Here is a 20,217-nt window from a genome sequence, read left to right on the forward strand (position 1 = left end):
ATCTAATCTCCCCGGTTTCCAAAGTACTTGTCATGTAGTGCTTTCTTTTGAAGTTCATAAACAACCTCACATCCTTTAACTCCAACATCAACACATTTTTTGTATTCTTCTGGAGTTAAGACACCGTCTAATTGTAATAAAGTAATTTTTTTCATACTTGGCATATATCCAATTGGCATATCGGCTTGACCTGCTTGATCCTCTTCATTGTTAACATCAAGAATAATTGTATCTGCTACTTTACCTGAAGCAATTGCTGCAACCATATCTCTCATCGGGATACCAGCATCAGCTAATGCAACAGATGCTGCGGTAAGGGCAGCACATCTAGTTCCACCATCAGCCTGTAAAACTTCAATAAATACATCAACTGCAGTTCTTGGGAATTTCTCCAACATTACTGCAGGTTCTAATGCTTCTTTGATTACTTTAGATATTTCAATTTCTCTTCTTGAAGGTGCTGGTCTTTTTCGTTCACCAACAGAAAATGGTTCCATGTGATATCTAACTCTTAAAATTCCAGTGTCAGTATTTGACATGTGTTTTGGATGAACATCTCTTGGTCCAAATACACCAACTAAAATTTTGTTATCGCCAAATTCAATGTAAGCAGAGCCATCAGCATTTTTTAGTCCGCCGGCTTTAATCATAATTCTGCGTGGTTCGTCTATTTTACGTCCATCACAGCGAATGCCATTTTCGTCCAATAAGACCATGGTTGCATCTCGTCCACCCATTATGATTCATCCTTTCCATCTAACATTTCTTTAATTAAATCAGTTAAATTAGCAATATGTGCTTTTTCATTAACCATTTCAACTGCCTTTTTAGCTTTTGAGAGCCCTTCTTCAGTCTCACAGGAAATAACAACCCAGCCATTTTGGCCAATTGTAATGGCAGCATTAGTTCCCATTTCAATCATTTGTATCATACTTCCTTTTTTGCCAATCAAACGTGGAACTTTACTTGGAGAAATTTTTACTAAAATTCCATCATCAATTTTACCTAAGTCTCTATCAGATATTGTAATAAGAGGATCTCTAGTTCTGTCAAAATTTGCAATTCTGGCAGCTACCAAATCACCAGTTTTTAATTTACTTGAAAGTTCATCAGCATGAGTTGAAAAGTCTCTTCCAAAAACATCCTGAGCAGGTAAAAATCCAACATAGCAAGAATTTACATCTAATTCCCAAGATAATGATGTATGAGAAATAACTTTACCAATTACAAGATCATTAATTTTAGGAATATATTTTCCAGTTAGAGGAATGACTTTAACAGAATCTTCATAAATTTCAGATATACCAACAGATGTAGAAATTATGTTATTTCCTTCTAAAACTACATTTTGTTCAGGTCTAAAAGGTCCACTGGTAATTACATCACCAGGAATAACGTATTTTCTCTTATCTGCCATTATTTCATTACCTCTACAGTGGCAGAACCCTTGGTAATAGAACCTAATCTGTCAATCACGTTTGGCCTTGCTGCTGCGGGTATTTCAAGTATTGCTTTTAGTGAACCATTATTTTGCCATTCTTCTTTTTTTAGCGAACCGACAGATTTCAAAACCGAGTAAGATTGAGAGGCATATTGTGCAGGAATAGTGATCTCCAATTGGAGATTTTCAGATTTTAATGCAATAATTGAACGTAATTTTTCAACAATATCTTTAACTTGTTCTTCGACGCTTTTTTGAGGTTCAATGGATACACGACCATCTTTCATTGCTTGTTCAATTCGTAATGGAGGATGAGGTAAGTGAGTTTTTGGATCAACAAAAGTTTTGGCAATATATTCAACAATTTGTTTTCTTTTCTGATCCACCATTTTTCGTCTTTGATCAGTAGTAAGATTTAGATCTCCTTTTTCAAACATTATTTGAGCAATCTCGGTTTTATCTTCAGTTTTGAATGCAGCGAGTAATTTTTCAGTAGAGGGCTTTGTTCCTTTTCCAGAATCAGTATAGATTTCTTCAGAAACTAAAACCGAAGAAATATCCTTTTTCTTACCTAATTTGTAATCCAAAGCAGGATCTGGCTTTACCAATATTTCAAATTTTTCACCTTCAAAGGAGAATCTAACTACTGTAACGTCTGCCATATCTTAGTACTATTGTAATTTGGTATTTATCTATACGTAAAGCTAGCTAGATTTTTATGTGCACTTTGACGATTTTCAACAAGATTTGTCATCATTAGACGTTATTACAAAAGATTCTGAAAAGATAGCCTTAAAGCTAAAAGGTGTTCCATTACAATATGCAAATGCTTTAAGACGTGTTTGTTTAAACGGAGTTCCAGTTTTTGCAATTGATACAGTAGACATTATTGAAAACACATCTGTTTTACCTGACGAGGGTTTAGCTCACAGATTGGGTTTGATTCCATTAAAAACAGATTTGAGTAAATATAATGAATCAGATAAAATCCTACTAGTGTTAGATTCAGGAATATCTGAAGAAACTAGAACTGTATTATCAGGAGAATTATCTTCTGAAGATGAGAGTATTAAGCCAGTATCTGAAAAAGTTCCAATTGTTCAATTGGCCCCAGGTCAAAAAATCAAAGTCGAATGTTATGCAAGACTAGGACGTGGCACAGAACATGCAAAGTGGAATGCTTCTAACGTTGCTATGCTCACAGATACTGACAAAGATGATGAGAAAATACTCACCATAGAGTCAACAGGAGCACTAAATCCAGAACAAATTGTTCTAGAAGGAGTAGAAGAAGTTAGTAGAAGAGTTGTTGAATTCAAAGATATGATCAACAATATCGAGGAATAGTAGAAGCATAGACATTATATTTGGGTTTTAAGCCGGATTATTCACATGACTAATCAAGTTGTAATTCGTATGGCTAGCGATCTTAAGAAAGCATCAACCAAAAATGATGCTCCAATTTGGGGTAAATTGGCAGAATACGCTCTAAAACCATCAATTGCTAGAAGAGATATCAATCTCAATAGAATTAGTCAATTAACCAAAGATAACGATACAGTAGTTTTTCCAGGTAAAGTTTTAGGAACAGGAAATATTTCTCACAAAATCACATTATGTTCATTTTCAATTTCAAATTCTGCAGCAGCCAAAGTTTTAGAAAATGGTGGAAAATTAATCTCACATGCAGATTTAATCAAACAAAACCCAACAGGTAAAGGAGTAGTACTACTTGGCTAATGGAAGATTAAACAGACCTGCTGGAAGAAATTCAAACACTTCCAAACAAGAGGTTGTTATTAGAACAGATAGACCAATTGTCGTTGATGCAACAAATCACATTGCAGGTAGATTAGCATCAAATGTTGCTAAATTGCTATTACAAGGTCAAAGAGTCACAGTAATCAATTGTGAAAAAATTATGATGAGTGGAACAAGATCAAATCAAATTCAAGAATATAGAGAATTTTTAGAAATTAACAGTATTATCAATTACAAACACGGACCGGTACACTATAGAAGACCAGATACAATCATTGCAAAGATGATTCGTCAAATGTTACCATTTGATAGAAAACCATCAGGCAAATTAGCATTCCAAAGATTAAGAACATACATCGGTGCACCAAATGATACAAAACCATTAGAGAAAACACAGTTTGAAAAAGCATTAATCAAAAGAGCAGCTTCTAATTACACAACATTAGCAGAAATATGTAGAGTAATAGGATGGACAGAATAAGATGATTCCAAAAACTGAAATTTATTTTGCAACTAGAAAAACAGCTAGTGCTCACGTATACATTACAAAAGGTGTAGGTAAAGTTAGAATTAACAACGTTCCAGTAGAAATGATTCCACAAGAAACAGCCCGTGAAGTCATTTTAGCACCACTTGAAATTACAGGAGATTTGAGAGATAAAATCGATATTTCTGTAAGAGTTAGAGGTGGAGGATTCATGGGACAAGCAAGTGCAGTAGCAACTGCAATTACCAGAGCATTAGTAGGCTGGACAAAATCTAAAAAAGAGCCAAAAGATCATCCTTTCCCAAAATCAACTAGAGAAGACCTCAGAAAAAGAATTACTGATTTTGACAAATATCTAGTTAGTGGAGACGCCAGACAAAAAGAACCAAAGAAATTTGGCGGACCTGGTGCAAGAAGAAGAAAACAGAAGTCATACCGTTAGACTGTGAAGGCTGTAATTTTAGCTGGTGGTAAAGGCACCCGTGGAAAACCATATACAGAATATTTTCCAAAAGCGATGACACCAATTAACGGAAAACCTTTGATTGATTATGTTGTCAGATATCTAAAATCATTCAAGTTCATTAATGAAATCATCATCATTTCAGATTATACTGGTTTAGGAGGTCAGATCAAAAATTATTATGGAAATCAAAAAAATATTAAATTTATTCAAGATTCACAAAGTGGAACAGGAGGGGATTTACTCCACATTCAAAAGGAATTAAAAAATGAATCAGAATTTCTCTTGTGGTTTGTAGACAATCTATGTGCATTAGATATTACAAAAATGAGAAAAACTTTCAAAGAAAAAAACAGTTTGGCATGTATTGCAACTAGAACAAAGAGAAAAGAAGAAACAGGTTTTGCAGTGGTAGAAGATGGAATAATTACAGAGTTTAAAGAAAAGCCAATTATGAAATTACAATTATCAGAATGTTTAGGAATCTACATGTTAGGAAAAGAAATCATTCAGAGAATTAAAAAGAAAAAGAAAAAACAAGTAAATTTATCATTTGATATTTTACAAGAATTATCAAAAGAAGGTAAAATTAGTGCTCACGATATAGAACAAAGAGAATGGATTGATGCAGAATCACCAATGATTTTAGAGAGAAACGAGAAATTAGTAACGAAAATCATAAAACAGATGGGATTGTAGAGTTCTCTTCAAATTCAGAAATTTTTTCCTCATGCTGAAGAGTTTGTGCAATGTCATCTAACCCCTCCAAGAGAATTTTTTTCTTGTGAGAATTGATTTCAAAAGAGATATTTTCTGAAGGCGTTTTAATTACCTGATTTTCTAAATCTACTACAATTTGGTTAGTCTCATGTTGAAGTTTCTCCACCAGCGTAGAATCTAATGTAATAGGAAGAATTCCATTTTTGAAACAATTGCTAAAAAAAATATCAGCAAAAGAAGAGGATATTATTACAGAAAAACCATAATCATCTAAAGCCCAAACTGCATGCTCTCTACTAGAACCGCATCCAAAATTATCTCCTGCTACTAAAATTTTTGAGTCATCATATTTAGAATTATTCAAAACAAAATCAGATTTCAAATTTTCATTTTCATCATATCGCCAATTAAAAAATAAGAATTTACCAAATCCAGACTTTTGAACTAATTTTAAAAATTGTTTGGGAATAATTTGATCAGTATCCACATTGACTTTATCAAGAGGAGTAACAATGCTTTTTACATTTTGAAAAGGCTCCATGTTAATTCAAATCCAATTTCCTTACATCAACAAAATGTCCATGTATTGCGGCTGCTGCGGCCATGACTGGGCTTACCAAATGAGTTCTACCACCATTGCCTTGTCTGCCTTCAAAATTTCTATTTGATGTACTAGCACATCTTTCACCAGGAGACAAAATATCAGGATTCATGCCTAAACACATACTGCAACCAGCCTCTCTCCATTCAAAATTTGCATCAATGAAAATTTTATCCAACCCCATCTCTTCAGCTTGTTTTTTTACCATTTGAGAACCTGGGACGACCATTGCACTAACATTAGATGCAACTTTTTGTCCTTGAATCACTTTTGATGCTTCAATAAGATCCTCTAGTCTTGCATTAGTACAAGAACCGATAAACACTCTATCAATTTCAATATCCTCAATTAAAGTTCCAGATTCAAGTGCCATATACTCAAGAGCTTTTTCAGCACCTTTCTTTTGATTAGCATTACCATTAGAAAATTCATCAGGAGATGGAATAGATTCATCAATATCACAAGTCATTCCAGGGTTTGTTCCCCAACTTACTTGTGGGGCAATTTCATTGATATCTAAAACAAATGTTTTATCAAAAGTAGCATCAGAATCAGTTTTGAGATTTACTTTCCAATCAGATACAAGAGAATCATAATTTTTTGGAGTATATTCTCTGTTTCGTAAATAATCAAAAGTTTTTTGATCAGGTGCAATCAATCCTGCTCGAGCTCCTCCTTCAATAGACATATTACAAATTGTCATTCGTTGTTCCATAGAAAGATCAGTAATTCCTTCACCGCGATATTCAATTACAGTTCCAGTTCCACCAGCAGTTCCAATATTTTTGATGATTGATAAAATTATATCTTTTGCAGTTACTGCATGAGGATTCTTTCTTTTTCCTTCAACTCTAACTTCAAATGTTTTTGGTTTTTCTAGCCACAAAGTTTGAGATGCCAAAACATGCTCCACTTCACTTGTACCAATTCCCAATGCTAATGCACCAAAAGCACCATGTGTAGAAGTATGACTGTCGCCGCAAACAATTGTAGTTCCAGGTAATGTTATACCTAATTGAGGTCCAATAACATGCACGATTCCCTGATTTGGGCTGTTAATATCAAATAATTTTATTCCAAAATCCTTACAATTATTCTCAAGTGTTTTAATTTGAACTGCAGAAGTTTGGTCCAAAATAGGTAAAGAACGATCACTAGTAGGAACATTATGATCCATTGTTGCAATAGTTAAATCAGGTCTTCTAACTTTCCTATTGTTCATTCGTAACCCATCAAATGCTTGAGGAGAAGTAACTTCATGAACAAGATGTCTATCTATGTAAATTAAGGCGGGTTCATTTTGTTTTTCAACTACAATATGAGATTCCCAAATTTTGTCAAAAAGTGTTTTTCCCATTTTAATCCAATTCGGGGTTATACTTGAATAATCCACCGGCTTCAATTATTTTTCCAATAATTTCAGAAAAAGGTTTCATTTTGTATGATTCATTTTTTGTTAGATTTTTTATTTCATTGGTTGAAATATCAATATCAAGTTCATCACCATCAGAAATCCCATCATATGCATCTTGACCAATTTCAATAGGTAACAAAAATGCACCATCTACAGAATTTCTATAAAAAATTCTTGCAAAAGACAAAGCAAGTATTGCTTTAACTCCAGAGTGAGATAATGCAATTGGAGCATGTTCACGAGAAGAACCAGAACCAAAATTCTTTCCAGATAAAATAAAATCACCTTCTTTTACTTTTGAATGAAAATCAGGATCCAATCCCTCCATAGCATGAGTTGCAAGTTCAGCATAATCATGGACTTTTAGATATTGACCTGGAATAATTACATCAGTATCGATGTTATCACGATCGTATTTTATGACGTTTCCTTTCATATCAAATCCCTTGGATCAGTTATTTTTCCAGTAACTGCAGAAGCTGCTGCCACCATCGGAGATGAAAGATATGTTTGTGATTCAACATGTCCCATTCTACCAGGGAAATTTCGGTTAGTTGTACTAATACAAATTTCATCTTTAGCTAATACTCCCATATGAGCACCACAGCAGGCACCACAGGTTGGAGGTCCAACAGTAACACCAGCATCTAAGAAAATTTTCAACAATCCATTTTCCATTGCACGTTGATAAATTGAGATTGCAGCAGGTAAAATTTCAGTTCTTATCTTTACTTTTCTTCCTTTGAGAACTTTTGCTGCAGCTTCCAAATCCTCATACTTTGCACCAGTACAAGAACCGATGTAAGATTTATCCAATTCCACAGAAGGAGCTTCACTAACAACACATGTATTATCAGGGGAGAAAGGTTTGGCAATGATTGGTTCCATTTCAGAACTTTCAAATTCAAAAACTTTAGCATATTCTGCATCAGCATCACCATTAACTATATTGAAATTTGTTGCACCTTTTGAAGAAAGATAATCTACAACTTTTTGATCAGGTTCTACAATTCCATTTTTAGCTCCTGCTTCAGTAGTCATATTACATAAAGTCAATCTACTTTCAACAGACATGTCATCAATTCCACTTCCACCAAATTGCATTGTTCTATATGCACCACCATCATTGCCAATTTCACCAATAATTTTTAGAATCAAATCTTTGGCCATTACATGATCAGGTAATTTTCCATTTAGTTTGAAGTAATAAGTTTCAGGAACTTTAAACCAAATATTTCCATTTAACAAAACATATGCAATGTCAGTATGTCCTAAACCAACTGCAAATGCTCCTAAAGCTCCAGTAGTATTTGTATGAGAATCACCACCAACATAAACATCACCTGGCATTACCATTGCTTGTTCGTGTGATAATGTATGACAAATTCCATATTGGCCCATTCCATATTTGAAATGTTTTTCAATACCATAATTTTTAGTGAAATTTGATAATTTTACAATATTTTCTGCAGACAATTTATCAGCTGATGGTACAAAATGATCTTCAGCTACCCAAACTTTTGTTGGATCCCATAATTTATCGACTGCAATTCCTTGTTTCTTTAATTTATCAAATACCTTGAGCACACCAGGTCCAGAAACATCATGCATCATTACTTTATCAACATCAGCAAATACTACGTCATCAGGTGCTACTGAGGACTTGCCTGAAGCACGTGCAAGGATCTTCTCAACTATATTCATGATTGAAAAAGCTCAGTCTTGGGATTAAAAGCTTTTCAGAACAATAAAAAAGAAATAGAATCTAACAGAATATGTGCAATTAACTGTTTTACCCCTACTAGCTGAAAGAATGGAAACAGAATTTGACGTTTTTGAAGAATTAGAAAATACTTTAAAAAAAAATAAAACAGAATTAGAGGAGGGAGACGTCATAGTAATTTCTACCAAATATGTCTCAAATTCACAAGGAAGAATTGTAGATTTAGCGAAAATTAAAGCATCTGAATATGGAGAAAAAATTGCAAATGAATTTAATCTAAAACCAGGAATTGCAGAAGTCATCATTAGAGAATCAGATAAAATTTTTGGTGGGATAGGAGGATTTGTCATTACATCTGCAGATAATATAATGGCACCAAATGCAGGAATTGATAAATCAAATGCAAAAAAAGGTAAAGCAATACTATATCCAAAGGATCCTTATTTGATTGCTGAACAAATTCGAAGAAAAATTTTCTTAAAATCATTAATTCATGTGGGAATAATTTTAGTAGATAGTAGATTAATGCCAGCAAGAATTGGAACATCAGGAGTTGCAGTATCTTGTGCCGGAATTGAACCAGTATTAGACATGAGATCAAAAAAAGATTTGGACGGGAATCCATTAAAAGTAACATTTCAAGCAGTGGTGGATAATCTTGCAACTATTGCAAATCATAAGATGGGAGAAGGAGGAGAATCAAAACCATTTGCAATTGTTAGAAACTCAGGTGCAAAACTTACAGATAGAAAAATTAATTCTTCAGAAATGGCAATTGCTCCAGAACAATGTGTGTATGTAAGAGGCCTTTCAAAACCACCTAAAAACTAAGGGTACAAGAGAAGTTTTTTTAAATATAGGAATTAGAGAGAGAAAATATGGAATATTTGACAACATATCCAAAAACAGTCTCATTTATCGATGGCATAAAGCACAAAATTCATGTAGACAAGACAGAAGGAGTAGAACAACTGCACATTGTTGTCAAAAAAAGTTTTGAAGAATTGACTAGAATTTTCAGAGAAGAAGGATTTACAAAAGTAAAACTAGAACATAAGCAACCAGACCAAATCGGTAGTGGTCTAAATTTGAAATTAAAAAAACCATGGGAAATGCATGTTAGAATGGTAGATTTGGAAGATGGGAAAATTGGAATTCATGCAGAAGTTGAAGTATCAAGAGATTATCTTCAACATTTGTTTTCACAAAGAACCCCTGTAGTTTATGAAGTTGAAGAAATTTTGAAAAAATATCAAATTGATTACAATATTTGGCATGATAAAATTAAGAAAAATATTACAACAGTAGTTGACAACTATAAAGTAAAACTTGCAACTCCAGGAATCCCAGTATTTGCATGGAAACCAATGCTATTTGTTATTGCAACAGTTGCAGCATTTTACGGTTGGAAATTTTTCAACACTATTTGGTAAAAATTAAAAATTATCTAAACACCGAGTGTTTCTTCTTTAGTTAATTCAAGAAATACTTTATCCCCAACTGAAAGACCCATCTCTTTGTATTCATGCATTTCAAGTTTTAATTGGGTAATGCCAGATTGCATCCCCATACCACCAGCACCAGACATCATTTTGTTTAAGTCCTTCATCATATCATTCATGTTTGAGAATCCCATAACCTTTGGAGAGCCAAATGGTGATGGAGGATTTTGATTGCCTTCTTTAAGATCTTTGAGTGAAGATAACGAAAGTACTACATATGGTGCTCCATCAGGAGCAGAATCAATACTTTTTACGACAAATTCTTTCTTCATAGTTATCATAGCAAGTTTATCTATATAATTTTAATATTTTGAACCAATTTAACAAAAATTGAAGCTTTAATTACAAATTTGAACAGAATGAATTATTGTCTGAACCGCTAAAAACAAAATTAACTTACTATGGAATTTCACCTTGGGAAATAGAAGTACTATATGGATTTCTAAATTCCAGATTTACGATAGTACAAGAAGAAATAGAAAATAATGACGAAAATTTTGTTAGTTATCTAAATATCGACATTCCCTTAGAATTTAATGAAGCATTCTTCAAATGGTTTGATTTTAAGCGATGGGAAAAAGTAAAAGATGTTTTAAAAGAATACAAACGTAGACGTGGAAGTCGTAATGCATTAAAAATTAAAATTAATTTTGAAGGAAATACAAAAATTGTATTTATTGTTGACGTAGTAGAAAGACAGTGGTTTAACAACGCAATAGAGAAAATGGATTTTGTGATTGAACTTTTACCTCATCATCTTGATCCTGAAAAAATTCCAAAAGGGATTAGAGAAGTCAATTACAAATTTGATATAGAATCAGTTCGATGGAGATTGGATAAAGCAATCGCAAAAGAAAAAGAATATTCTTTCAGAGGGGATATTTGGAAAGAAATTAAAAAAGAAATTGATCAGTAAGTATTTCTAGACATTTAATGAATCAAGAATTTTTGAAATATCAGTATTAGGTAATCCAGAATTAGATATGATCTGTTTTGCTGGTGGATTTTCAAGATAATTTGGGATTTTATCTGTTAATCGAGTACTAAATGGTGAGACTAATTCATTTTGATAGAAAATACCGGTAGGAATTTTATCTCCCCATTCAAGAGATTTCACCAAAGCTTGTGATAATTTCTCATTAACCTCAACTTCACCAGCATAATTTACAGTTGGATCAAAGTTAGTATCTTCTAGTTTGTAAATTCTAGAATGTCTTTCCATAGATTCTTTTGCCAAATCAACTCCAGCATACCAATCTCGTGTATTAACATCATTGTATGTAGGACATGGTTGTAATACATCAAGAAATGAAAGACCTTTGTGTTTAACTGCTTTAATGATTAAATCTTTGAGATGTCTAACATCATAAGAATATCCGCGTGCTACAAATGTAAATCCACTAGCTACTGCCAATCCAATAGGATTAACGTTAGAATTAGTATTTGGAGATGGAAGAGATTTTGTTTGTTCGCCTAGTTTTAGTGTAGGTGATGCTTGTCCTTTTGTTAGTCCATAAACACCATTGTCAAAAATAATGTAAGTCATATCGATATTACGTCTACCAGCTGCAACAAAGTGACCTGCACCAATTCCTAATCCATCACCATCACCACCAACGGCTACAACAGTCATGTCAGGATTTGCTAGCTTACCTCCTTGAGCAAAAGTTAGAACTCTACCGTGTAATGTATGAACACCATACGTGTTGATAAAATGAGATGTCTTTCCAGAACAACCAATTCCGGAAAAAATTGTTGCTTTATCACGTTCAATTCCCATTTCTGCTAATGCCATTTGTAGTGCATTGACAATTCCAAAATCACCACATCCAGGACACCAATCATTGTGAACATCTGTCTTGTAATCAGCTAGTTTAAGCGCCATGACTAAGAATCTCCCTTTTTTCAGCTTTATTTTCAATAATCCGCTTTAATGAATCGTAAAGTTCAGTACTTGTCATTCCTCTTCCAGTATATTTCAAAATATGATAATCAATCTCTCTAGTAATATTTTGTTTGAAAATCTTTCCTAATTGTCCAGAATGATTTGCTTCAACATCAATCAATACTTTAGCATCTTTGAGTAAAGATTTAACATATTCGGTAGGGAATGGATTTAATAATTTTATTTGAACAAATCCAATGTCAATACCTTCTTTTTTTAACATTGCTTGTGCATCAAGAATAGGCCCCTTTGTAGAACCCCAAGAAATTATTGTGTAATCATGAACTCCAAATGGAATAGCTTGTTCATCTACAGGAATTGTTTCTAATGCCAAATCTAATCTAGACATTCTCTTATCCATCATCTTTATACGAACTTGAGGGTCTTCTGTGATATGTCCATATTCATCAGATTCATCACCAGTATTCCAAAATACACCGTTATCCATCCCTAATTTAGAACGTGGGGAAATTCCATCATCAGTAAATGCAAATCGTTTGTATTCACCTTCAACTTTATCCAATAATTTACCACGATCAATTGAAATTTTCTTTGGATTAAATTTTTTGCAAGTGACAACAGAACTAGACAAGAATTTATCCATCATGTGAATTACAGGGATTTGGTATTTATCGGCATAATTAAAACAGTTACCAGTATCATAGAAACTCTCTTCAATGTCACCAGATGCGTAAACAATTTTTGGAAAGTCACCACATCCTGCAAATACTGTAAAAAGTAAATCATCTTGGCCATGACGAGTTGGAAGGCCAGTAGAAGGTCCGCTTCTTTGATACAGTGTAATTACAACAGCAACTTCATTAATTCCAGCCCAGCCTAGTGCCTCAGTCATTAATGCAAATCCAGGTCCAGATGTGGATGTTGATGAACGGGTTCCAGTAAGAGCAGAACCAATCATCATTCCTATGGCAGATATCTCATCTTCAGTTTGAACTACAATTGTTGATCCAGGTCTATCATTTTCGATTTCTAAAATTTCGTTAGATTCCAAATAAACACTTTCATCAGAAGCAGGAGTAATTGGATAGTATGATTGAAATCTACAACCTGATACCATTTTACCTAGTGAACATCCAAAATGACCTTGAACTAAAATTGTGTCAGATTCTTTTTGTGTTTCAGTTAAACTGTGATTAAAATTTTCAAAGTTTTTTGATGCATAATTATATGAAAAACTTGCAGCTTGTTGATTAATTTCCGCAATTTTAGGTTTCTTAGAAAATATATCATCAATTGAATTAACTAAAGAATCAGATGACATTTTAATCAAACCTAAAGATAATGATACGCCAATTACATTATACATTCTGACTAAACCACGCAATCTAGGATTATCAACCTCTTCAGAAAGGGTTTCAAGTAAAGTTTTGAAAGAAACAGGGTAAAGTTTTACTCCATTTTCTTTTGCAAGTTCTAAAACTCCACCAATAGTAAACGGTTTATTGTTTGATTCAAGTAATTTATGCAATCTATCTTTGAATGGTTTATCCAAAGTTCTAACCCTATCAGTATCAATATTTTCTAATTCTGAATCATAAATAATTCCACCATCGGAAGAAATTTCATCAAAATGACGAAAAATAGTTTCAGCATCAAATGAAACCATCAAATTTACATCATTGACATTAGAATGAATTTTTTGATCAGATATTCTTACTGTAAAATAACTATGTTCACCTTTAATGTTAGAATAAAATTCTCGTTTACCAAATACCTGATAACCCATTTGAGCACAAACTTTAGAAAAAATATTAGCACCAGATTCTACTCCACTGCCTTGAGGACCTCCAATTAACCAAGTGAAATCAGTATTCATGATTTTTCAAGTCCTTTTTCAAATAAATACAAAATGGTAAAGAATTTTTCAATTATCCACCTGTTGCTGCATCAAATAATGCACATTCACATTTGTCACGTTCACCACAATATGGGCAAACACAGACACATTTTTCAATAAAATTCCCACAATCTACACAAATGGCAAACTCTTCTTCTTCAATTTTAGTAGACATAATGTAGGTACAAAGAAATCGTATAAATGGTTTGAGATAAATCGTTACATAAATGAAACAAAAAATATTTCTTACAAGAACATTACATGATTTTGCATTAAAAGAATTAAAGAAGAAATTTGAAGTAGAGATCCATACAGGAAAAATTCCAATTGCTCAAAATATATTGAAATCTAAAATAAAAAATTTGGATGGTTTAATCTGCTTTCCATATGATAAAATCAACAAAGAAGTATTACAATCTGCAAAAAAACTCAAAGTAATAAGTACATTCAGTGTTGGATATGATCATATCGATTTAGATTTTGCTAAAGAAAATAAAATTAGAGTAGGGTATACTCCAGAAGTTTTAACAGATGCAACTGCAGATATGGCATTTGGATTATTACTTGATTCTTTAAGAAGAATTTCAGAAGGAGACAGAATAATCAGAAATGGTAAATGGAAACAAATCTACGGGGCATATGATTATGTAGGATTTGATTTGCAGGGTAAAACTTTAGGCATTATGGGGTTAGGAAGAATAGGTAAAACTCTTGCAAAAAGAGCAAAAGCATTTGACATGAAAATAATTTATCACAATAGAAATAAAATTTCTAGAGAGGAAGAAAGAAAGTTAGGAGTAAAGTATGTTGCACTGGATAAATTAATTACTCAAAGTGACATAATTTCTATTCATGTTCCACATACAAAAGAAACAAATCAAATTTTTGATATGAAAATTTTTAAAAAAATGAAAAAAACTGCATTTCTCATCAATACATCTAGAGGTAAAGTTGTAAATGAAAAAGATCTTATCACAGCATTAAAACAAAAAAGAATTGCAGGTGCAGGAATAGACGTATTTGAAACAGAGCCAATTAACAAAAATCACCCATTCACAAAATTAGAAAATTTAGTTATGGCACCACATATAGGAAGTTCAACAAAAGAAACTAGAATTCAAATGGCAGAATTGACTGTAAAAAATCTAATTAATGGAATTAATGGAAAAAAACCAATTTATTCAGTAGGATATTGAGAATTACGCGTAAGTTTACACCAAAAAATATGTTGAGTTTTTATATTGAAATTGTGAAACATAGTCAAGTTGAAAAAATTCAAACATACTAACGAAGAATTAGAATTAGCTAAAATACAAACTGAAAAAGAAAAGAAGAAAAAAGAATCACAAGATTGATACTTTTTTACTTGTCTTTTTCAGACAAGTTTTTTTTTAAAATTTAATTTTTGAAGAATATTTTTGATTTAATGAATTATACAATTTTTCTCTGTCAATAACTAAATTTTTAGATTCATCATACATCTTTGTAAAAAATGCAGCTACAAGGCGGTCATTATTCATATCAAAAAACCTAATACTAAAACTAATTCTATCAGGTCTTTGTTCTTTAACAAATTCAGCTGATTTTATCATTTCAGAATTAATATGCATATGAGCAGGGCCATCGTTGTCTCCAATTGTAATCCATTTCTCTTTTTGTCTAATTGTTAAAGAATTACTGCGAATTTCGCACGTAGCACCAATATTTTTTGTGATTAATAAAACATCATCAACTTTGATAATATCTGATAGAAGTTCAAAAAGCAATAAACAAACACCTCAAACAAATTATTATAAGATTTTCATCTTAGTTAGATTTTTTCAAATCAATTTGAACAAGATCATCTGCATCACCATGTATACAATCAGTTCCTACTGATTTAACAGGAGTGAAACTAATTTTACCACTGTGTATTTTTCCTTCATCTTGTAAAATTGTAAGCTTACCTGTTACAATGTGTCTATGTTTTTGGCAAGTTAAACCAAACATGTATTCATCTTTTCCATCAACAATAGATACAATAAATTGAGGGGGATTAACACATTGTTTTCCTTCTTCTGAAACAGAGCATTTATCAGGCATCATAATAAAATTCAAAAGAATATTAGATATTAATCTTCATAGATGTAATTTAATATCAATTATTAGTGAATAAAACAAGTTGAAAGATTATTTTGATTTAGTAATTATCGGTGGCGGTATTTTAGGAACTTCAATTTCATATTTCTTATCATTTCTAAATAAATCGAAAAAAATTGGAGTCATAGAGCAAGAAAACAATGTAGCACATCATACAAGTGGCAGAAATACTGGAAAAGTTCATGCTCCATATCTATACAATCCTGAAAAAAAGAAACTATTTGCAAATGCAGCATTTCACGGATATGAAATGTGGAAAGAATATTCAAAACAACAAAATGTATCATTTAAGGAAGATGGAGTAATCGAAGTTGCACTAGATGAAAAAGGAATCAAAGTTCTTGAAAAATATCTCAAGTGGGGAAAACAAAATGGATTACAAGAAAAGGATATTGAATTAATTGAAAAAGCCGAATTGAAAAAAATTGAACCTGAAATAAAATGTGAGGCAGCTCTATACGCACATAGGGATGGTTCAACAGATTATTCTACACTGACAAATGCAATTATGAGAGATAGTAAAAAAAATGGAATTAATTTTCTGTTTAACAATAAAACAAATGAAATTAAAAAAAATAAAGACAAATGGGAAATAACAATAAATGGCAATCATAAAATTTATGCTGATTTTTTGATTAATGCAGCTGGAGGTCAAGCAATTGATATTGCACACAATATAGGAATTGCAAAAAACCTTACAGACGTACATTTTAGAGGCGAATATTGGAAAACACCAAAAAAATATCATAATTTAACAAAAACCAGTGTTTATTCAGTTCCAGAATTTCCCGAGTATCCATTTTTAGATCCACATTGGATAGTTAGAGTAGATGGAAGTTGCGAGATTGGTCCAAATGCAGTTCCTGTTTTCAGTCCTTACGGATACAACACTACAGAAAACATCAAACAATTCATACCAAAAATATTGGAAATGATTAATTCAGGTGCAAGAAAAATAATCTTTGATAAAGATTTTCAAGAATTAGCTTTTAGTGAAATACAATCCTCAATGTCAAAATCAGTAATGGTTGAAAGAGTTAAAAAATTCCTCCCAAAGATCAACTCAAAGGAAATTACGGAAAAAGGGACTGCAGGAATTAGATCATCTGTGATTGATGAAAACGGTAAATTTGTTCCAGATGTAATTTTAGTAGAAGAAGACACATCATTTCATATTTTGAACTATAATTCTCCAGGTGCTACTGGAGCACTACCATTTTCAGTACATGTGATAAATCAATTACATCAAAAAGGATTATTTGAAAATGATGATATCAACTTACAATGCGGTCCTTGGAAATTTAATGAAATTGTTGAGAAGTTAGAAAAATAAAATGGCGCCGAGAGAGAGATTTGAACTCTCGTTCCCTTGCGAGAACGCGCTTTATGGTTAAACAATTTCCAGGCGCGCGCCCTACCAGGCTAGGCGACCTCGGCAGAAGTCTTGCGACAATTCTATTTCATAAAATGTGATTATAAATTATGTTATTAGTAATAAGAAAAATTACTTCCAAATTGTAATGGTAGTTGATTTTTCTACAATATTTCCATCCATATCCAATCCTTTAGCAGATATTTTGTAGACCCCCTCTAATGCGGTGTCACCATCATTTTTTATTTGATCCCATGAAAAAGTAACTTCACCTCTAGGTTCAAGAGTTGAAATTACTTGAGCAGACATTGGAGAATACATCAATATTCCAGCTAATCCAGTAATTTTTAACCCGTATGACGAATCAGAGAAAGTCAATTCATTAGTTCCAGAATTAACTATTCGAATTTGAATTATTTCATCTTGCTTAAAATCAAATTTTTCTGTAACAATAGAAAGAGAAGAACCTTCAACATATTCTAATTGAGAGGTATTTTTAAAATCAATTAGATAAGTTCCAAAAAGAAATGCAGAGACCACACCAACACCAATGAAAACAACAAGACTTTTAGCTAGCAATTCTTTGAAAATAAATTCAGTATTTTTTAATCTTTTGGAGCAGTAGGTTTTGTTCTCCATTTTTTAGGATAAGTGTTAGGAGCCATGATAATTCTTTTAGTAACAAATGCATATCCTTTGGTTGCATCACGAATTTGTTCTTCATCCATTGTTGATTCAGCTAATGCAACTGCTTCACCTTTTTGCGTATAAATTCCAACAATATCACCTTCTCTCAAATGTGGAGAAATTTTCAAAATTCCAGGTATTGCAAGTTGAGCACCATGACACATTGCATCAACAGCTGAATCACGAATTACTACAGATTTTAATTCGCTTAATGCAAGTTCAACTGGTTTTATTATTTCCATTAATTTTGAATCATCTTTTTTTTCTTCCCAAATAGCAAATGCATCAGCAAGCTCATGCAAAGTAACTAATCCATCTTTTTCATGAAATTGGTCTACACGACTACGCCTTAGTTCAATCATAGTTGCTCCAGGACCTAAAACTTCGCCAATATCATAGTATAATTTTCTAATATAGGTTCCTGCTTCACATAGAATTCTAGTTAAAAGTAATCTTTCTTTTTGTTCGATTAATTCTAATTCATAAATTGTTCTTGTTCTTGTTTGTCTAACAACAGCAGAACGTTGTGGAGGTTTTTGAAAAATTTCGCCAGTAAACATTTCAATAATTTCAGATAATTTTTCTTTAGAAGGCAATGAATGAACTCTACCCAATGCATGATACTCCTTAGGTCCATAAAGTAAAACTCCTAATGCCTTTGTCGCTTCACCTAATCCTAGCGGTAATACTCCAGAAACTTGTGGGTCTAATGTTCCACTATGTCCTATTTTGTCAATTTTCAAAATGCGTTTTGTCCATGCAACTGTTTCATGACTTGTCGGACCTGGTGGTTTATCTAAAAGAATAATTCCATTGTCCAATAATTGCTCGATTGTTCGTTTATCATAATAAGTTCCATAGGATTCATCAGTGATATCTTGATCAATTTCAATTAAATTTTCAAGTTGTTTTAAAGTCATAGCAATTTTCTCACGGTTTCAGTAGTCACATCAATTACTTGATTTGCAGATAAATTATCAGTATTAATGATTACATCAAACACAGCTTTATCATCACCAAAGCTGAATCCATATAGTTTTTTGTACAGTGCTTTATTTTTATCAAAACGAGATTTTGTGATTTCATATGCATTTTCTGAACTCATATTGTCTCTTGTTTGCATTCTTTTAGTGCTGCTAGCGTGAGAACCCTCTAACCAAATTTTTATTCCGTCTTCAATTAACCATGGTAACGTATAACTTGTGATTACCATTCCACCTTGTTTGAATAAATCAGTTAATTTTTTATCTAAATTTTTATCAAATTCAGAATTCTCCTCACGTTGATTTAGAAATTTGAGTCCTTCTTTAGTATCCCACCAATCATCGCCATCAGAATTAAATCCTTGTTCTTTAGCCATTTCTTTTAGAACATCTCCACCACTAAGATATTGTAAATTAAATTCTTTAGCTAATCCTTTAGCAACAGTTGTTTTTCCGACTGCAGGAGGGCCAGATATTACGATAGATTTGGTCAACCTAGATCCATTGATGTTTTAGTGATTCTCATAATGATTCCACTAAATGCAATAGAAGAAAGAAAGTACCAAGCCCATAGCATTAGATGGTTTTCTTTACCAAAACAAATGTGTGTTGCATCCAAAGCTTGTTCTGCAGTACAAGTTAATTGGAACATATCTCCAGGTATCACATTAAGTGGTATTGGAGAAATTGCTACTGTGTATGTAAATAGTTGTGGCAATACAAGATAGAAAATTAGAATTAATGGAACAAAAGTAATCATCATTGGTCGCATATTCATTTGCATCATCTCCATGGACATTTTGTTCATGTAAGAAGATTTTTTGTTTAGTTCAGCTGATTTTGCAGTATCTTTAGATCTCATTGCAGCCATTCTTTCTTTTTGCCATGTTCTAGTTTCTTTCATAATTCTCTTTAGTTTGGTTTGATCAACCATTTTTCTTCTAACTGCAGAATTGAATACATTTAGCAAAATACCAAATCCAGATACGGCAAACATGGATAGGATTAGACCTTTGATTATTGGATCATCACTGCCAAGAGCCATTCTTTCACCACCTAGGAAATCAGGTAGTTGTAAAAATGCTGAGTCGATAAAGAGTAGAATAAAGTTGAAATCCATT

Annotated in this window: 27 protein-coding genes and 1 tRNA gene; 10 read left to right on the forward strand and 18 right to left on the reverse strand. The window is 32.5% G+C overall.

The window, feature by feature from the left end; genetic code table 11:
• Positions 1-2: 2 nt before the first annotated feature.
• Genes rrp41 through NMSP_RS06195 form a run of 3 tightly spaced genes read right to left on the reverse strand, consistent with a single transcriptional unit; the run spans position 3 to position 2,103 of the window.
• Entirely contained in the window at positions 3-737 is a 735-nt protein-coding gene (rrp41, locus tag NMSP_RS06185; protein WP_086907948.1) for an exosome complex exonuclease Rrp41, read from the reverse strand.
• The gene (gene rrp4, locus NMSP_RS06190) at positions 737-1,417 is read right to left on the reverse strand and encodes an exosome complex RNA-binding protein Rrp4 (protein ID WP_086907949.1); all 681 of its coding nucleotides are present in this window, start codon (positions 1,415-1,417) and stop codon (positions 737-739) included. The genes rrp41 and rrp4 overlap by 1 nt, the downstream gene beginning before the upstream one ends.
• On the reverse strand, positions 1,417-2,103 hold the full coding sequence (locus NMSP_RS06195) for a ribosome assembly factor SBDS (protein WP_086907950.1): 687 nt from the start codon (positions 2,101-2,103) through the stop codon (positions 1,417-1,419). Before NMSP_RS06195 ends, rrp4 begins: the two co-directional genes overlap by 1 nt.
• 85 nt (positions 2,104-2,188) lie before the next feature.
• On the opposite strand from NMSP_RS06195, the gene NMSP_RS06200 reads away from it, so the two are divergent.
• Genes NMSP_RS06200 through NMSP_RS06220 form a run of 5 tightly spaced genes read left to right on the forward strand, consistent with a single transcriptional unit; the run spans position 2,189 to position 4,851 of the window.
• Positions 2,189-2,788 (forward strand): DNA-directed RNA polymerase subunit D, encoded by a 600-nt coding sequence (locus NMSP_RS06200; RefSeq protein ID WP_225971261.1) that lies wholly within the window; start codon positions 2,189-2,191, stop codon positions 2,786-2,788.
• 45 nt (positions 2,789-2,833) lie between these two features.
• A complete protein-coding gene (locus NMSP_RS06205; RefSeq protein WP_086907952.1) occupies positions 2,834-3,181 on the forward strand; it encodes a 50S ribosomal protein L18e in 348 nt (115 codons plus the stop codon).
• Positions 3,174-3,683 (forward strand): 50S ribosomal protein L13, encoded by a 510-nt coding sequence (gene rplM / locus NMSP_RS06210; RefSeq protein ID WP_086907953.1) that lies wholly within the window; start codon positions 3,174-3,176, stop codon positions 3,681-3,683. Before NMSP_RS06205 ends, rplM begins: the two co-directional genes overlap by 8 nt.
• Position 3,684: 1 nt before the next feature.
• Positions 3,685-4,131 (forward strand): 30S ribosomal protein S9, encoded by a 447-nt coding sequence (locus NMSP_RS06215; RefSeq protein WP_067959346.1) that lies wholly within the window; start codon positions 3,685-3,687, stop codon positions 4,129-4,131.
• A gap of 3 nt (positions 4,132-4,134) precedes the next feature.
• Positions 4,135-4,851: a nucleotidyltransferase family protein gene (locus tag NMSP_RS06220; RefSeq protein ID WP_086907954.1), complete on the forward strand. Its 717-nt coding sequence runs from the start codon at positions 4,135-4,137 to the stop codon at positions 4,849-4,851.
• On the opposite strand, the gene leuD is transcribed toward NMSP_RS06220, so the two are convergent.
• From leuD to NMSP_RS06240, 4 genes are read right to left on the reverse strand one after another with little or no spacing between them, the layout of a single operon-like run.
• Positions 4,829-5,413: a 3-isopropylmalate dehydratase small subunit gene (leuD, locus tag NMSP_RS06225; protein ID WP_086907955.1), complete on the reverse strand. Its 585-nt coding sequence runs from the start codon at positions 5,411-5,413 to the stop codon at positions 4,829-4,831. The two genes, NMSP_RS06220 and leuD, sit on opposite strands and share 23 nt — an antisense overlap.
• 1 nt (position 5,414) lies before the next feature.
• Positions 5,415-6,830 (reverse strand): 3-isopropylmalate dehydratase large subunit, encoded by a 1,416-nt coding sequence (gene leuC / locus NMSP_RS06230; protein WP_086907956.1) that lies wholly within the window; start codon positions 6,828-6,830, stop codon positions 5,415-5,417.
• Between the two features lies 1 nt (position 6,831).
• Positions 6,832-7,323, reverse strand: coding sequence for a LeuD/DmdB family oxidoreductase small subunit (locus tag NMSP_RS06235; RefSeq protein WP_086907957.1), 492 nt, complete (start codon positions 7,321-7,323; stop codon positions 6,832-6,834).
• On the reverse strand, positions 7,320-8,591 hold the full coding sequence (locus NMSP_RS06240) for a 3-isopropylmalate dehydratase large subunit (protein ID WP_086907958.1): 1,272 nt from the start codon (positions 8,589-8,591) through the stop codon (positions 7,320-7,322). Before NMSP_RS06240 ends, NMSP_RS06235 begins: the two co-directional genes overlap by 4 nt.
• A 73-nt stretch (positions 8,592-8,664) precedes the next feature.
• Here NMSP_RS06240 and NMSP_RS06245 point away from each other — a divergent pair, with 73 nt between their 5' ends.
• Together NMSP_RS06245 and NMSP_RS06250 are read left to right on the forward strand one after the other, a co-directional pair.
• Positions 8,665-9,441 carry a coenzyme F420-0:L-glutamate ligase gene (locus tag NMSP_RS06245; RefSeq protein ID WP_086907959.1) on the forward strand — a complete coding sequence of 259 codons (777 nt, stop codon included), beginning with the start codon at positions 8,665-8,667 and terminating at the stop codon, positions 9,439-9,441.
• A gap of 47 nt (positions 9,442-9,488) precedes the next feature.
• On the forward strand, positions 9,489-10,043 hold the full coding sequence (locus NMSP_RS06250; protein WP_086907960.1) for a hypothetical protein: 555 nt from the start codon (positions 9,489-9,491) through the stop codon (positions 10,041-10,043).
• 14 nt (positions 10,044-10,057) lie between these two features.
• On the opposite strand, the gene NMSP_RS06255 is transcribed toward NMSP_RS06250, so the two are convergent.
• Positions 10,058-10,384 (reverse strand): hypothetical protein, encoded by a 327-nt coding sequence (locus NMSP_RS06255; protein WP_086907961.1) that lies wholly within the window; start codon positions 10,382-10,384, stop codon positions 10,058-10,060.
• 95 nt (positions 10,385-10,479) lie between these two features.
• Here NMSP_RS06255 and NMSP_RS06260 point away from each other — a divergent pair, with 95 nt between their 5' ends.
• Positions 10,480-11,028: a hypothetical protein gene (locus NMSP_RS06260; RefSeq protein ID WP_086907962.1), complete on the forward strand. Its 549-nt coding sequence runs from the start codon at positions 10,480-10,482 to the stop codon at positions 11,026-11,028.
• Positions 11,029-11,034: 6 nt separating this feature from the next.
• Here the strand turns inward: NMSP_RS06260 and NMSP_RS06265 are convergent, their stop codons facing one another.
• The 3 genes from NMSP_RS06265 to NMSP_RS08535 are packed head-to-tail and all read right to left on the reverse strand — an operon-like array spanning position 11,035 to position 14,090.
• Positions 11,035-11,997 (reverse strand): 2-oxoacid:ferredoxin oxidoreductase subunit beta, encoded by a 963-nt coding sequence (locus NMSP_RS06265; protein ID WP_086907963.1) that lies wholly within the window; start codon positions 11,995-11,997, stop codon positions 11,035-11,037.
• Positions 11,987-13,897, reverse strand: coding sequence for a 2-oxoacid:ferredoxin oxidoreductase subunit alpha (locus tag NMSP_RS06270; RefSeq protein ID WP_086907964.1), 1,911 nt, complete (start codon positions 13,895-13,897; stop codon positions 11,987-11,989). The genes NMSP_RS06265 and NMSP_RS06270 overlap by 11 nt, the downstream gene beginning before the upstream one ends.
• Before the next feature lie 49 nt (positions 13,898-13,946).
• Complete coding sequence (locus tag NMSP_RS08535; protein ID WP_192866160.1) at positions 13,947-14,090, reverse strand: hypothetical protein; 144 nt, start codon at positions 14,088-14,090, stop codon at positions 13,947-13,949.
• 52 nt (positions 14,091-14,142) lie between these two features.
• On the opposite strand from NMSP_RS08535, the gene NMSP_RS06275 reads away from it, so the two are divergent.
• Positions 14,143-15,111 carry a 2-hydroxyacid dehydrogenase gene (locus NMSP_RS06275; protein ID WP_086907965.1) on the forward strand — a complete coding sequence of 323 codons (969 nt, stop codon included), beginning with the start codon at positions 14,143-14,145 and terminating at the stop codon, positions 15,109-15,111.
• Between the two features lie 195 nt (positions 15,112-15,306).
• Here NMSP_RS06275 and NMSP_RS06280 read toward each other — a convergent pair whose 3' ends face one another.
• The gene (locus tag NMSP_RS06280) at positions 15,307-15,681 is read right to left on the reverse strand and encodes a ChuX/HutX family heme-like substrate-binding protein (protein ID WP_086907966.1); all 375 of its coding nucleotides are present in this window, start codon (positions 15,679-15,681) and stop codon (positions 15,307-15,309) included.
• Positions 15,682-15,721: 40 nt separating this feature from the next.
• On the reverse strand, positions 15,722-16,000 hold the full coding sequence (locus NMSP_RS06285) for a hypothetical protein (RefSeq protein ID WP_086907967.1): 279 nt from the start codon (positions 15,998-16,000) through the stop codon (positions 15,722-15,724).
• A 76-nt stretch (positions 16,001-16,076) separates the two neighbouring features.
• On the opposite strand from NMSP_RS06285, the gene NMSP_RS06290 reads away from it, so the two are divergent.
• Positions 16,077-17,387, forward strand: coding sequence for an NAD(P)/FAD-dependent oxidoreductase (locus NMSP_RS06290; RefSeq protein ID WP_086907968.1), 1,311 nt, complete (start codon positions 16,077-16,079; stop codon positions 17,385-17,387).
• 2 nt (positions 17,388-17,389) lie between these two features.
• Here the strand turns inward: NMSP_RS06290 and NMSP_RS06295 are convergent.
• From NMSP_RS06295 to NMSP_RS06315, 5 genes are all read right to left on the reverse strand, one after another.
• A tRNA-Ser gene (locus NMSP_RS06295) sits at positions 17,390-17,491 on the reverse strand.
• Between the two features lie 67 nt (positions 17,492-17,558).
• Positions 17,559-18,065, reverse strand: coding sequence for a flagellar hook assembly protein FlgD (locus NMSP_RS06300; RefSeq protein WP_225971263.1), 507 nt, complete (start codon positions 18,063-18,065; stop codon positions 17,559-17,561).
• Positions 18,032-19,033, reverse strand: a complete 1,002-nt coding sequence (locus NMSP_RS06305) for an RNA-guided pseudouridylation complex pseudouridine synthase subunit Cbf5 (protein WP_086907969.1) — start codon at positions 19,031-19,033, stop codon at positions 18,032-18,034. The genes NMSP_RS06300 and NMSP_RS06305 overlap by 34 nt, the downstream gene beginning before the upstream one ends.
• Positions 19,030-19,590, reverse strand: a complete 561-nt coding sequence (locus tag NMSP_RS06310) for a cytidylate kinase-like family protein (protein ID WP_086907970.1) — start codon at positions 19,588-19,590, stop codon at positions 19,030-19,032. The genes NMSP_RS06305 and NMSP_RS06310 overlap by 4 nt, the downstream gene beginning before the upstream one ends.
• Positions 19,587-20,216, reverse strand: a complete 630-nt coding sequence (locus tag NMSP_RS06315; protein ID WP_086907971.1) for an EMC3/TMCO1 family protein — start codon at positions 20,214-20,216, stop codon at positions 19,587-19,589. The genes NMSP_RS06310 and NMSP_RS06315 overlap by 4 nt, the downstream gene beginning before the upstream one ends.
• Position 20,217: the final 1 nt, after the last annotated feature.

The organism is Candidatus Nitrosomarinus catalina (assembly GCF_002156965.1).
GTDB lineage: Archaea > Thermoproteota > Nitrososphaeria > Nitrososphaerales > Nitrosopumilaceae > Nitrosopumilus > Nitrosopumilus catalinensis.